Origin of the sequence: Phyllobacterium chamaecytisi (assembly GCF_020164455.1) — a bacterium.
GTDB classification, from domain to species: domain Bacteria; phylum Pseudomonadota; class Alphaproteobacteria; order Rhizobiales; family Rhizobiaceae; genus Phyllobacterium; species Phyllobacterium chamaecytisi.
This window is the reverse complement of record NZ_JAIQWW010000001.1, coordinates 526132-539737: the sequence shown is the minus strand read 5'-3', so window position 1 is coordinate 539737 and position 13606 is coordinate 526132. Positions and strand designations below refer to the sequence as shown.

15 protein-coding genes are annotated in these 13606 nt (G+C 54.2%); 8 read left to right on the top strand and 7 right to left on the bottom strand.

Annotated features, from left to right (window positions below):
- The 4 genes from LB462_RS02815 to LB462_RS02800 all read right to left on the bottom strand — a co-directional run bounded on the left by LB462_RS02815 (position 1) and on the right by LB462_RS02800 (position 4521).
- Entirely contained in the window at positions 1–1158 is a 1158-nt protein-coding gene (locus tag LB462_RS02815; protein ID WP_112530800.1) for an amino acid ABC transporter permease, read from the bottom strand.
- A 2-nt stretch (positions 1159–1160) separates the two neighbouring features.
- Positions 1161–2357: an amino acid ABC transporter permease gene (locus tag LB462_RS02810; RefSeq protein ID WP_224505863.1), complete on the bottom strand. Its 1197-nt coding sequence runs from the start codon at positions 2355–2357 to the stop codon at positions 1161–1163.
- A 102-nt stretch (positions 2358–2459) separates the two neighbouring features.
- A complete protein-coding gene (locus LB462_RS02805) occupies positions 2460–3488 on the bottom strand; it encodes an amino acid ABC transporter substrate-binding protein (protein WP_112530963.1) in 1029 nt (342 codons plus the stop codon).
- A gap of 238 nt (positions 3489–3726) precedes the next feature.
- On the bottom strand, positions 3727–4521 hold the full coding sequence (locus tag LB462_RS02800) for a phosphatase PAP2 family protein (RefSeq protein WP_224505862.1): 795 nt from the start codon (positions 4519–4521) through the stop codon (positions 3727–3729).
- A 244-nt stretch (positions 4522–4765) separates the two neighbouring features.
- Between LB462_RS02800 and LB462_RS02795 the strand changes: the two genes are divergently transcribed.
- The 3 genes from LB462_RS02795 to copM all read left to right on the top strand — a co-directional run bounded on the left by LB462_RS02795 (position 4766) and on the right by copM (position 6819).
- Positions 4766–5941 (top strand): cystathionine beta-lyase, encoded by a 1176-nt coding sequence (locus LB462_RS02795; RefSeq protein ID WP_224505861.1) that lies wholly within the window; start codon positions 4766–4768, stop codon positions 5939–5941.
- 56 nt (positions 5942–5997) lie between these two features.
- Positions 5998–6351, top strand: coding sequence for a hypothetical protein (locus LB462_RS02790; protein WP_224505860.1), 354 nt, complete (start codon positions 5998–6000; stop codon positions 6349–6351).
- 81 nt (positions 6352–6432) lie between these two features.
- Positions 6433–6819, top strand: a complete 387-nt coding sequence (copM, locus tag LB462_RS02785) for a CopM family metallochaperone (RefSeq protein WP_224505859.1) — start codon at positions 6433–6435, stop codon at positions 6817–6819.
- Positions 6820–6881: 62 nt separating this feature from the next.
- Here the strand turns inward: copM and LB462_RS02780 are convergent, their stop codons facing one another.
- Entirely contained in the window at positions 6882–7220 is a 339-nt protein-coding gene (locus LB462_RS02780; protein WP_210002175.1) for a BRA0787 family protein, read from the bottom strand.
- Between the two features lie 335 nt (positions 7221–7555).
- Between LB462_RS02780 and LB462_RS02775 the strand changes: the two genes are divergently transcribed.
- The 3 genes from LB462_RS02775 (at position 7556) to LB462_RS02765 (ending at position 9465) form a co-directional block, all read left to right on the top strand.
- Positions 7556–8398 (top strand): FkbM family methyltransferase, encoded by an 843-nt coding sequence (locus LB462_RS02775; protein ID WP_224505858.1) that lies wholly within the window; start codon positions 7556–7558, stop codon positions 8396–8398.
- A 102-nt stretch (positions 8399–8500) separates the two neighbouring features.
- Positions 8501–8827 (top strand): hypothetical protein, encoded by a 327-nt coding sequence (locus tag LB462_RS02770; RefSeq protein WP_112530792.1) that lies wholly within the window; start codon positions 8501–8503, stop codon positions 8825–8827.
- Between the two features lie 122 nt (positions 8828–8949).
- On the top strand, positions 8950–9465 hold the full coding sequence (locus LB462_RS02765; RefSeq protein WP_224505857.1) for a hypothetical protein: 516 nt from the start codon (positions 8950–8952) through the stop codon (positions 9463–9465).
- 1056 nt (positions 9466–10521) lie between these two features.
- Here LB462_RS02765 and LB462_RS02760 read toward each other — a convergent pair.
- Complete coding sequence (locus tag LB462_RS02760) at positions 10522–11508, bottom strand: MlaD family protein (protein WP_224505856.1); 987 nt, start codon at positions 11506–11508, stop codon at positions 10522–10524.
- Between the two features lie 178 nt (positions 11509–11686).
- Here LB462_RS02760 and LB462_RS02755 point away from each other — a divergent pair, with 178 nt between their 5' ends.
- On the top strand, positions 11687–12319 hold the full coding sequence (locus LB462_RS02755) for a LysE family translocator (protein WP_224505855.1): 633 nt from the start codon (positions 11687–11689) through the stop codon (positions 12317–12319).
- An 87-nt stretch (positions 12320–12406) separates the two neighbouring features.
- Positions 12407–12916, top strand: coding sequence for a GNAT family N-acetyltransferase (locus LB462_RS02750; RefSeq protein ID WP_112530790.1), 510 nt, complete (start codon positions 12407–12409; stop codon positions 12914–12916).
- 12 nt (positions 12917–12928) lie between these two features.
- On the opposite strand, the gene LB462_RS02745 is transcribed toward LB462_RS02750, so the two are convergent.
- A complete protein-coding gene (locus LB462_RS02745) occupies positions 12929–13582 on the bottom strand; it encodes a phytochelatin synthase family protein (protein ID WP_224505854.1) in 654 nt (217 codons plus the stop codon).
- Between the last annotated feature and the right edge of the window lie 24 nt (positions 13583–13606).

Below are 13606 nucleotides of genomic sequence, written 5' to 3'. Positions count from 1 at the left end.
TTAGCGTTTGTGTCCTGTATCGAGCCGGTTTTCCATGAATATGGAATAACGCGACATGCCGAAACAGAAAATCCAGAAGACAAATCCGGCGAAGATCAGGCCAGATATAGGTGTTTGCGGAGATGCCCAATTGGCATCGGAAAAGTGCTGTTTCACGGTTCCGAGCAAATCGAACATGCTGATGACGGAAACGAGGCTCGTATCCTTGAACAGGCCGATGAACGTATTGACGATGCTCGGTATCACCAGCTTCAGCGCTTGTGGCAGGATGATCAGCCTCGTCTTCTGCCAGTAACCAAGGCCAAGGGAATCGGCACCTTCATATTGACCCTTGGGGATCGCCTGCAGACCGCCGCGCACCACTTCCGCCATGTAGGCCGATGCGAACAGCGCCACACCGATAAGGGCACGCAGCAGCTTGTCGAATGTTACGCCAGGCGGCAAAAACAGCGGCAGCATGTAGCTCGCCATGAACAGGACCGTTATCAGCGGAATACCGCGGATTGTCTCGATGAAGATGACGCAAAACATCTTGATGACTGGCAGCTGCGAACGCCGCCCCAGCGCCAGAATGATTCCAAGCGGCAAGGAGACACAGATACCCACGAAAGATATGACCAGCGTAACCAGCAATCCGCCCCATAATGGTGTCTCGACGTAGGTAAGACCGAACCAGCCGCCCACGAGCAGGAAAAAACCGACGATGGGGAATATGAAGAAGAACGTGATCGCATTCGCCACTTTGTATGGTGCTTTGGGAATCAGCAGCGGGATGAGCAGCAGTACGAACATGATGCCGACGAGATTGACCCGCCAAATCTGGTCCTGCGGATAGGGCCCATACATGAACTGTTTGAAGTTGGCATTCACATAGGCCCAGCAGGCGCCTGACCATCCTTCCGGTTGGATACCGCCCTGCGCCACTGTCGCGCAAACGGACCGATCGGGTCCCACCCATGCCGCCTGGACAAACATCCAGTTGATTACCGGGGGCAGGTACCACGCAATGAGCAGAAGGGCGAAAATGGTCAGGGCGGCGTCAATCGGCGTGGCAAAGAGATTGATACGCATCCATCGGACGATGCCTCTCTCTGCCAGAGGCGGTGTCTGTCCCTGAAGCATCTCGGTACGGACAAAGCTTAAATTGCTATCCACCATGATCAGCGCTCCACCAGTGCCATTTTGGCGTTGAACCAATTCATGAAGAGCGAAGTCAGCACGCTAAGGCTGAGATATACGATCATGAAGATAGCCACCACTTCGATGGAGCGGCCAGTTTGGTTGAGGATCGTTCCACCGACTGCGACGAGATCGGGATATCCGATCGCGACAGCCAGGGACGAGTTCTTGGTCAGGTTGAGATATTGGCTTGTCAGCGGCGGAATGATGATGCGCATCGCTTGCGGCACCACCACCAGGCGAGTGGTCGGACCAGCCCGCAGTCCAAGTGCATGAGATGCCTCGCTTTGCCCCTTGCCGACACCACGAATGCCGGCGCGGACGATCTCGGCGATGAAGGCAGCAGTGTAAAAGGACAAGGCCAGAAAGAGCGACATGAACTCAGGACCAATCTGAGAGCCTCCCCTCAGATTGAAGGCGCCGAGAACCGGGTAGTCGAATGACAGCGGAAAACCCTTGATGGCCAAGGCTAGCAGCGGAAAACCAACAATGAGAGCCAATGCGGTCAAACCGACTGGAAATTGCTGGCCAGTCGCCATCTGCCGCTTATGTGCCCAGCGCCGAACAAGAAGCGCCCCGACGATGCCGGCAATGAGACCAACACCGGCAAGCCAAGCGCCGTCCCCGAACACCGGTGCCGGGAAAAAGAAGCCTCGATTGTTCAGATACATGTTGAATGGCAGCGTGATGCTTTGCCGAGCCTGCGGAAGCACCGACAGAACACCCAAATACCAGAAGAAAATGACCAGCAATGGCGGAATGTTACGGAAAACTTCCACGTAGACGGTGCAAAGCTTGCGGATGAGCCAATTGTGCGAAAGGCGACCGATGCCGATGATGAAGCCGAGGATCGTCGCAGTGATGATCCCGGCGAAAGCAACGGTCAGCGTATTGAGAAAGCCGACCATCAAAGCCTTTAGATAGGTCGAGTCACTCGAATAGGCCAGAAATGGGCTACTGCTGATATCGAAGCCTGAGCGGCCATCGAGAAATCCAAACCCCGTTGCCAGGCGAGCACGTTGAAGATTGGCAATTGTGTTGTCGACGATCCAATAGCCGAGACCTGCTATTGCAAGCACTGCCACCGCCTGAAAGATGTAACCGCGGACTTTCGGATCGTTTAAAAGTGATACTTTGGCGCTGTCTTTGCCGACAGGCGTAATATCCTGCGATGCCATTGACCCCTCATTTCTTTTAAATGCTTGTTCTTATTATTTTTTATTATGGTAGGTGAGGAGGCCAAGCCTCCTCACCCGATTTTCAAAATTTAGCGGGGCCGATCAGCGGATCGGCATTGCGTACTGCAGACCACCCTTGCTCCATTGAGCATTGATACCACGTGCAATCTTCAACGGGCTTCCGGAACCGAGGTTCTTTTCGAAAACCTCACCGTAATTGCCGACGGCCTTGATGATGTTGACAACCCAATCATTGGTCAAACCAAGATCGGTGCCAAGCTTGGTATTGGCTTCCTGGCCAAGAACACGCTTGATTTCCGGATTATCGCCGTTCTTGACTTCATCAACGTTGGCTTGAGTAATGCCAAGTTCCTCGGCTGTCAGCATGGCATAGTGAGTCCAGCGAATAATGTCAGCCCATTGCGGATCACCCTGGCGTACGACAGGTCCCAGTGGCTCCTTTGAAATGATCTCAGGCAAAACAATGTGATCATCCGGCGCCGTGAGCGCAAGGCGGTATGCATATAGACCTGACTGATCGGTCGTGTAGGCATCGCAACGTCCTGAATCATACGCCGCGTTGACCTCTTCAACTTTCTCGAACACGACGGGATTATATTCCATCTTGTTGGCCTTGAAATAATCGGCAAGGTTGAGCTCTGTCGTCGTGCCAGCCTGCACACAAACAGACGCGCCAGAGAGCTGAAGCGCGGAATTGATACCGGAAAGCTTCTTGGAGTTGATCATGAACCCTTGGCCGTCATAATAGTTGACGCCAGTGAAATCAAAGCCCTGCGTATCGCGGCTGAGAGTCCAGGTTGTGTTGCGGATGAGAACGTCGATCTCGCCTGACTGCAACGCGGGAAGGCGGTCTTTCGCGGACAGTGGCGTAAATTTGACCTTTGTCGCATCGCCAAAAACGGCAGCAGCAACTGCGCGGCAATAGTCGACGTCAAAACCCGACCACTCGCCTTTATCATTAGGCGAAGCGAAGCCTGGAAGGCCGGTATTTACGCCGCATTGGAGGAAGCCCTTCTTCTTGACGTCGTCCAGTGTGGCAGCCGAGGCCGCATTCGCCAGAAGGACGAACGCCGAGGCTGCCAGAGCGCCCTTCAAAACAAGATTTTTCATAACGATTTGACCCTTTAGGTTGGTGCCCATAGTTCCCACAGAGGAAAAATCATATTGGCGGATCGCTCCCCACGCCCCCAAAAAAAGGGCCCAATATGTCTCCCATTCACGCAGCTATCGAAGGCCATTCTGACGCTTTGGTCAAGCGGTAATCTTTGCTCAATATTATAGCAATGTTAGACTTTCGACTGCTCTCGAAGAGATTTTTGGATCATTTGTTGTTCAGACCTGCGTTTTGTTACCAAAAACGCTCGCTGAACCGCATATCCGGCCAGAATTGGCTTTTCCCGAAGACGAAGGCTGTACGGCGTCCGGCCAGGAATCTGGCGAGCACAATCGTGAACAGAAAGCCGAGTGTATAACCGGCCACGACGTCTGTCGGATAATGAGCGCGGGCAAAGACGCGGGTCAAGGCGATGAACATCGTCGCCAGGATGATTGGTATGCGCCAGCGCGGGAACCACAGAGCCAGTACACCACCAACCGCGCCCATCGTGGTTGAATGACCAGATGGAAAACTCGCAAAATTATATCCGGCTTCGAACGGTGAAAAACTATTGGCCCCCAGCGTATCGATGAATTTTGGGCGCGCCCGGCCGATAAGAAACTTCGCAATATTGGTCAGGATCCCCGATAAAGCGATGGCCCAGAAAGCGAAGGTCGCCTGTGCATAGACGAGGCCAAAGCGGATACGCCGGTCTCGGGCAATATTCCCCCAATCGATGCCGATCAGGCACACGCCGATGACGAAAGCCGGAATGAGATACCATTGCGACAGGCCGATATCAGTCAGATGCCGCACACCATTAAGGGGCTCATAGGTCGACAGCGTGCGCGACAGGAGCGCGTCATAGGGATGAATCAGCAGAATGAGGAAGAAGATGAGAACGACAGCCATAAACATGCCGTTCGTCCACGCGGGCGGAGAACCCGGATAAGCGGGAGAATTGATGCGGCGCAGAAAGCGGACAACGGACTGACCGACCCGGCCCAAGGCGGATTGCGTTTGCCGCTGATTGCGTGGCTTCGTCATCTTGTCTTTCCAGTCAATCAGCCTGCTCTCCTGTTGCAACAAGCACGCGGTGGCATTATCGACGTCTGCGACACCGTCTGCAAATTCACCCCCGACGATCATCTGATACGATTTTCTGCGCTTCCGGTGCTGACGTACGATGTGTACGCTGCGCTCCGGTTCTCGAAAACCACCTCAGCTGACACATCAGGGATGAATTTTCAAACGGTCTCTGACAAGGCACACAAAATATGGAGACGATCTCATGGAGAAGCAACCGGGCAAGGTGGCGCAAGCCGGAATCAATACGAGGCTTGCCCATGGTGGCTATGATCCACGCGACTATCACGGCTTCGTCAATCCGCCGGTCGTGCATGCGTCGACTGTGCTGTTTCCGGATGCGCAAACCATGGCTAATCACAGCCAGCAATATACCTATGCCACGCATGGAACACCGACCACCGATGCTTTGTGCCGCGCGATCGATGAACTGGAGGGCTCTGCCGGAACAGTTCTCGTTCCCTCGGGTCTTGCGGCAGTGACGGTACCGCTTCTGGCTTTCCTCTCGCCGGGTGATCATCTGCTGATGGTCGACAGCTGCTACGGCAATACCCGCCATTTCTGCAAAACCATGTTGAAGCGATTGGGTATCGAGGTCGAATTCTATGACCCGCTGGTTGGCGCTGGCATCGAGAAACTGATCAAGCCGAACACCCGTGTCGTCTTCACCGAATCACCGGGCTCCAACACGTTCGAAATCCAGGACATCCCGGCCATCGTTGAAAAGGCCCATGCGGCAGATGCCATCGCCATGATGGACAATACCTGGGCGACGCCGATCTATTTCAAGGCGCTGGACTATGGCGTCGACATCTCGATCCATGCGGCGACCAAATATCCTGCCGGTCATTCCGACATCCTGATGGGAACCATTTCGGCCAATGAGAAATGCTTCAAGACATTGGATGCGGCGCATTCCGCACTCGGGCTTTGCGTGAGCGGTGACGATGCCTATCAGGTTTTGCGCGGGCTGCGCACCATGGGCGTGCGCATGGAGCGGCATGCGGAGAGCGCGCTGGAAATCGCCAGATGGCTCGAGGCGCGGGACGGTGTCATCGAGGTGCTGCATCCCGGTCTTGAGAGCCATGCGGGAAACGCCTTGTTCAAACGCGATTTTTGTGGTGCGGGCGGCGTGTTTTCGATTGTCATCCAGGGCGGAGTTGCACAGGCACAAGCCTTCCTCAACGCATTGAGGATTTTCGGCCTGGGCTATTCCTGGGGTGGATATGAAAGTCTCGCATTGCATGTCCATCTCGGCGGCCGGGAGATTACGGGCAAGAACTATGCAGGACCGGTCATCCGGCTGCAGATCGGACTTGAAGACAAGGCCGATCTTATTGCCGACATTGAAAACGGACTGGCCGCAGCAAAGACGGTTTGACGCGGATAAATACAAGGTGATTTCAATCCCGGTGACTTGACCGCTATAAGGGGCAAATGAAAAGGCTCGCCGCAATCCTCGCTCTTCTGACCGCGCTCAGCATTGGCTGGGTTCCGGTGTTTGCGGCGCCCGCCCGTCTGGCTGCAGAACTGGGTTCGCAGGATGTTGCGACCGAGTCCTCGCAGGCGTCTGGCCATGTTGATCATTCCAATGACTGCGCCGGCAAACATCATTGCCCGGGGGACGCCAAACAACAGCATCCAGCGGTGTGTGCGGCCTGTATCGGCGTACCGGCAATCTCGTTTGTGGTCCCGGTTATCCCGCAACCCAAGATCGTCATTCCGCGAGCCGGAGAATTGCCGCTTGTCGCGCTCGACAATGCGCCGCTCCCGCGTCCTCCCCGCATATAATTGATCATTCCTTTCGTTTTTACGCGCAGGTGAGCGGGCCACAGCCTGCGCCGGTTTGACTGGCCCATGGAAAGATCAACGATGAAAATCACATATATTCACAGTGCGGTGCTGGTCTGCGCCCTCGCCTTTACCTCACCGGTGCTGGCGCAGGATCACACAACGCACAAGACCAAACAGCATGACATGATGGCGATGCCCAAAGGCGATCAAAGCGCATCCTCCAAGGCGTTTGCCGAGGCCAATGCGAAAATGCACAAGGACATGGCAATTCCCTTTACCGGCAATGCCGACAAGGATTTTGTGTCGGGTATGATCGCGCATCATCAAGGCGCCATCGACATGGCCAAGGTCGAGCTGGAATACGGCAAGGATCCGGAGATCCGCAAACTGGCCGAAACGATCATCGCAGCACAGGAAAGCGAGATCAAACAAATGAAAGCCTGGCTGGCCAAGAACGGCGGCTAAACAAACAAGAATCACCCGCCGGTTTTGGCCGGCGGGTGATTTTCACAAAACCATTTTCCAGTTTACTGGCGTATCTCGTTAGTTGCAGCGCGTTTCTGCATGCTCAACTGCCAAAGACTATGGGCGGCATCGGCATAGGTCGATGATCCGATTCTGAATTCGGCTGAACGCAAAGGCAACAAATCCTCCACGACGGCAAGCGTGCGTGCGGGAAGGATATCCGTGCAGGTCCATAGACGCCGGAACACAGCACTGATCGGGACCCGTTTCTCGTTGACGTCAATCTGGGGCTCGTCACTGCCGAGTTCCCAATCCTCCAAGGCGTCAATCGCATCCTGAAAGGCATTGTGCAATATGATGGGCGCATGGCCCTCATGAAGTGGGTGCAGCAAACCAGGCATTCCTGTCTCCTCACTCTTGTGTTGCAACTGCCGGGGGCTCCCGGAAGTGGAATCATAAGGGCGAGTAGGCACTTATCGCAAGCCTAAACTGCTATACCATACCATTTTACTAGTCATTCTTGATTAAATCGAGTTTTCGCTACAGTTTTAAGCTCTTTCATTCAACCAAGAACTGCGAATAGTCGGCCATACCGTTGAATATACTGTATTTTTTGTTAGAATTTTTCATATAGCTCTAATTATTGAGCTGCGCTGGTTTGACTGACACGACCTGTAACGTTAACAAGAACCACATATTGCTTTTATCGATCATTGTTTTGAACTGGACTTTTTCAATGACCTATTTCCAACGCACAGCGGCATTTGAGCCGCGACCAGACTTTTCGGGTAATTTCGTACAACGTCTCGGTGGTTATTTGACCGCTCGCATCCAGCCGCTTGCGGGGCGTTTTCGTTCTTTCAAAGCAGCCGCATGGAGCGAGCTCAGCAGTGCCTCGGACAGGCGTATCGACTTTGGTGAGCTCCCCGAAAGCGAAGTCGCGAAAGTTTGTCATATCCTGAGCACAACGGGCACATTTCGCGATAATGCGACATTGCTGGAACTCGGTGCCGGATCCGGAGTGCAGACCGTCGAGATGGCAACATGCGGCGTATTTGCGCGCGTACTCGCCGTCGAACCGGAGGCGGGCAATTTTGCGGCCTTGAAACGTAATGTCGACGACAATGATCTGCGGGACACGGTTTCCTGCTATCCATGTGCAGCTGGCGTCATAGATGGAATGACCAATTTCTACGTGGGCCGCGACGACAGGCAGCGAAGCGGCATGAAACAGCAACGGCCCAACGATACCAAGACCAGAACTCCGATCAGTACGGTCGAAACCATCCTGCAGGACGCATGCGTTCCGCTGGAACAGATCGGTCTCGTATGGATCGATATCGAAGGCTATGAGGCGATCGCCTGCCTGTCCATGACCGGGCTCATGGAGCGCAATATTCCAATTTATGCAGTGCTTTCGCCGGAACTCTATCACCGCGATCATGGTTCGAGCTTCGTCCGCTATCTCGCCACATATTATCGCCGCTGCGTCTTGCTGACTGACGCCGAGCCACGAATCGTCAACGTATTGGACATCCCCCTCGACCAGGGAAGCGTGCGCGTCCTGCTGATCGACTGACGTCGAATCACTAAGTGGATGCTGCATTTTTCGCATCCATCTTGCCAAACTGGCGCCATTGCCGCATTCATGTCCCCTATTCGTTATCGAGGATATTGGCACATGACGACAAGGCACCTTCAGGTGATCATTCTTTCCGCACTGCTCTCGGGCTGCGCAGGCATTCAAAGCCAGCTTGATAATGAAAAAATTTCATCCCTGCGTTATGACAATGTCGCCTGCCCCGCACTTGTGGCGCAGCGCAACCAGGCTGTGGCCGAGATCAGCCGGCTTACCAATGGCCGCGGCTACCAGGACCCGAACGTGGTCACCGGCTTCGGTCCCTTCCTGCCCGATTATCGCACGGCCAACCAGAAACAGGCCGGCGCCTTGCAGGGACAGGCCGATTCAATGACGCGGTCTATAGATCGCCGCAAATGCACCGGATAACCCACCATTCGTTGATTTGCTTGAAGAATTATTGAATAATTTTCTCATATTTTCTCATCTGGCAGACGGATTTACAATCGGCCGCAAACGTTGTTTCGTGTTGCCACGTCCGGATTGAACATATGGACGGATCGCAACTTGGGGGCACGATCATGATCTTCGGTATGACGCCGTTTACACTTTTCCATGTGATTCTAAGCCTGATCGGTATTGTTTCAGGGCTGGTTGTTCTGGCGGGTCTTATTGGCTCCGACAGGAAGGAAAGCTGGACGTTGATCTTCCTGATAACGACAGTAGCCACGAGCGTAACCGGCTTCCTGTTTCCCTATAGCGGCTTCACGCCGGCCATAGGGGTGGGTATCATATCTATGATCTTCCTCATCGCGGCGATCGCTGCGCTCTATGTTTACCGTCTCGCCGGTTCCTGGCGCTGGGTCTATGTGGTCAGCGCCATTGTGTCGCTCTATCTGAATTGCTTTGTTCTCATTGCACAGTCTTTCCAGAAAATACCCGCACTCAACGCACTTGCTCCGACAGGGTCAGAACCTCCGTTCGCGATTGCGCAGGGTATTTTGCTGGTGTTGTTCGTCATCGCGGGCTTTCTTTCGTTGCGACGGTTTCGCCCGATTTACGCCTAAGAGCTGAAGCCTTCAGACCTGCGAAAACAGGTGCAAGCGGCGCCCTTTTCAAGCAACGCCGCTTGTTTCACAGCATGTTGATGATCTGCAAACGCAGACACGATCACCCGACGCTGCAAATCCAGTTGAATAACCGCAAAACTAAGCGTACACCTATTAGCTTAAGCGAATAGTTTGCTTTCAGCCTTTCGGATAAGCCCGCTAGGTCAATTGTTCTTCTAAGGGAGTGACAAATGGGAGACGTGACGCTTCATACCCCCCACAATGCCTGCTGCGCTACACCGCAGATTCTACAAAAAGTCCGCGAAGAAATGCCAAACAAGCCTACCAGCCCCAACAGGCTTTCGGATATTTTGAGACGAGCCAAAGGCGGTTTTGCGCATCGGCGTTTTAAGCAGCATACTAAATAGCCCACGACGGAAGTCACGGTAGAATTGACATGAAGATCGCCGTGGCCGGGCTACAGCGATCTTTCTGTGTTTACCTTGTCACTTTTGTCTGCTGAAGGACGCATCAGTTCATACGGCTTGCCTGTATGGCGGACTCGCCGCATCATTATCGAGGCTCATCGATGGGGATTGATCCTATGAAGTGCTTTCGAGCTAGTTATATAGCCATTATTACTAAGTTGTTTTCGCACCGCCGCTATGGCCTGATGCGACCAAAGCCGTAGTTTATCGCGGCTCGAAGTCCTCTTAATCACTGTTTTCATTGGCAGATGTGGGAGGCACCAATGGAAGAGGATGAAAAAAAAGAAAAGGAGGATTATGCGCCCTACATGACGTCCATCTGGGGCTATCTCATAATCTTTTTGATCATCATACCAATTGTCTTGTATTTAGGCCGTCAGTTCGGAAGGTGAATTCTTGTGTCGTTAACGAGCTTCAATAAGAGGGCGAAGTCCCCTGCAACAATGACATATGCCCCATCGAATGATGAAAACGGGTACGCAGCCGACAATGGAATGAAGTTCTATCTGTACTGGCCGCCAGCGATGATCATGGTTCTCCTGGCCGTCGGCAGCTATGCTGTGGGAATGTATTTTTCCTAAAATTCCTATCGCGGTGCTTCGTATTCGGGGGCAGTACGGGTGGGCCCGAAGAAATAATTGTGCGGATCCTCCGCGATTTCGGAAACGCTGCGATCAATGCCTTCGACCGTGCGCCGGCTATTCGAGATGAAGCGCTGCGCATTTTTTAGCGGTTGACCCGTCAAATTGCCGAGATTGTTGAGGACGGCGACGAGCTGGGTATTCAAGTTCTTGGCTTGCTGCTGATAGGATTGAAGCTTGGAGCGTATTTCGCTGGCCGTGCTGTCCTTGTCGTCCGAAAGCTGCTTGTCGACCTTGGCCAGTGTTTCATCGACGCGCACAGAGGACTTGTTCACCCGCGAGATGACGTCGCGCGCGTCATTCATGAGTTCTCCGACGCTGCGAGCCTTTTGGCCATACTCGTTTATCATTTCGGTTTTGCCGGCAAGGCCGTCGGTAAATTCCTTGGCCTGCTGGATGCTCGCAAGCAGCGGCCCACGCGTTTTCGCGACATATTCCTCGGTGGCGGTCGTCGCCTTGTCGACACGGTCGATCCAGTCCTGCGCAGTCTGTACCAGCGTCTTCAGCGACGATGGATCGACGTCCATACGCGCGATTGTGTCCTCCTTGTCCGCCTCTTCCAAAAGCCTGGGCTCATAGGCCTTACCGCCCGTCAACTCGATACGCGCCTGTCCGGCCAATATTTCGAAGGCAAGCGTTGCCACGGTCGAGCGCGTGATCGGCGTAGTCGAGTCAATCGCGGTCTGAACGATAACGGCGTCCGGATTGGTCGAATCGATAAAGAGACGCTTCACCTCACCGACCTTCAGGCCGTTGAAGAATACCGGGCTGTTCGCGGCCAGACCCGTGACGGAACCTGGAACCCTGATTTCCAGCGTCGACGTTTCCCGCGTATCGCCATAACGACCGACCCAGTAAAAGAAACCAAACGCCAGCGCGCAGACCACAAGGCTGAAAACCGTAACGAGAAGATAGTTGGCTTTGGTTTCCATCGATTCTTTTGAGGCGACTCCGCGATTGTATGAGTGATCCATTCATTACCGCCTCAAGGGACGGCAAATCAATGGCGAACCAATAATCCGCGACCACCGCCTTGAGTTGACAACTGAAAAAAGAGAATGATGTTTGACGCTAGTGGACTGGCAAACAGCACTTGATCGGGAGCGGGTCATGACGAACTTGACGATTTTGGCATTTGCATTGGTGTCATTCATCGGCATTGCGACACCGGGGCCGACCGTGCTGCTGGCGCTGACGAACGGCTCGCGTTTCGGAATCAAGGCCGCTTGTCTCGGTATGGCCGGTGCGGTGCTGTCGGATTTCGTCCTCATCGGTGCGGTGGCGCTGGGGCTCGGCGCACTCCTTGCCGCATCGGAATTCTGGTTCACCATCGTCAAGTGGATCGGCGTCGGCTACCTCACCTTCCTCGGTATCATGCTGTTGCGGTCCAAGGGAACGCTCGATGTCTTGCATACGGGACGCAGCAGCGCAGGCTCGTCATTGCGAGCAATATTTCTGAAGAGTTTCTTTGTCGCCGTGACAAATCCGAAGGGATATCTGTTTTTCTCGGCGTTTCTTCCGCAGTTCGTCAGGCCGGAATTGCCGCAGTTTCCGCAGTACTTGGCACTGGCGGTGACCTTCGCGCTGATCGATTTCGCCGTCATGTTCGGTTACGCCGTTCTGGGTTCGCGTGCAGTGCGCCTGCTGAAGAAATCCGGCGCGCTCTGGCTCGACAGGATCTGCGGCGGTGCATTGCTTGCCCTCGCCGGTTCGCTCGCGTTCTATCGACGGGCGAACGCATAGAACTTACACCAAAATAATTACCCGACGCGCAGCTGTCATGAACGAGTCCTATGATTCCGATGATTCTGCGCGTCGGGAAATTCAACAATGGACCATCACGACCTCAACCTGCGACCATTTCGCTTTGAAGAGATCGAAACGTTGCGATCGATCGAGAAATCCGCGCGCTTGCGTTATGCCGGATGGGACGGTCTCGAGATGGTGGTGGACGCTCCGTCTATCGCCGCAGAACGTTTTCTGAGTGGTGAAACAGTCGTCGCCGAAGTTGACGGTGAATGTGTTGGCTATGTCCTGATGCAACCGCTGGACGGCATGATGTACATTGCCAATATCATGGTGGCTGCCGATTTCTCCGGGCACGGCATCGGCGCAGCATTCCTCGATATGGCCAAATCCAGAGCCAGGGAGTTAAAACTATCCGGCGTTATGCTGACAACCTTCCGGGCACCGCGCTGGAACGGCCCGTGGTTTCGTAAATATGGCTTTGAACCTATGCCGGAAGAGCGGATCGGTCCTTGTCTGCGGGCAATACTCGACCGTCACGCAACGGTTCTCGACATGTCGAAACGCGAAACGCTGTGGGTTGAATGGGCATAGAGCAAGTTTTGTTTATTGTATCAGTAGCAGCCCGCGTTTCCTGTCGCCATCGAACGTATCCATTGCCTTGAACAAACGTTCTCTCTTGACCAGCCAAGGCTTATAATTTTCGTTCACGTCGAGAACGAAAACCGTGTCCTCCGCCTCCAGATATCCACCGATGGGCGAATGATGACCACCGCCGCCGCCGAAAATCTCTTCCCGGGTAAAGTTTATGATGTAGCGGCGATCCGGATCATTGGCGTGTTTCATATGCTCGTGAAACTGCTCGGCGGTCAGGTCGCGAATGACCGAGACTTTTCGCTCGGTATGGGCGCGCGCGACTTCGGCGAGCTCGTCCAGCGTGAGCCCGATGATGCAGAAGCCTGTCCAGCATTTGCCCGTGCCTTCGAGGACCTGCGCTTCCGTGGTTTCCTCCTCGCCGATGGAGCGGAAGGCATTTGCGATGCTTGCCGGGCCACAGCGGGAACCATTGGTCTGCCAGGTGACGTCTGAGTTGAATGTAGCGGCGACCGGAAGGCGCCATGCACGCCCTAGAAGTTCCGGTGTACGATTGACCGATGTCTCTATTGCCTTGGGTGAAACACTGGATTGGCCGGCAATAAAAACAGCGCCGCCCAGCAGACCGCCGCACAGGGCTAAACCGAAAATGAGGCCACGTTTCATCACCGGCACTCGCAGATTGAGCAA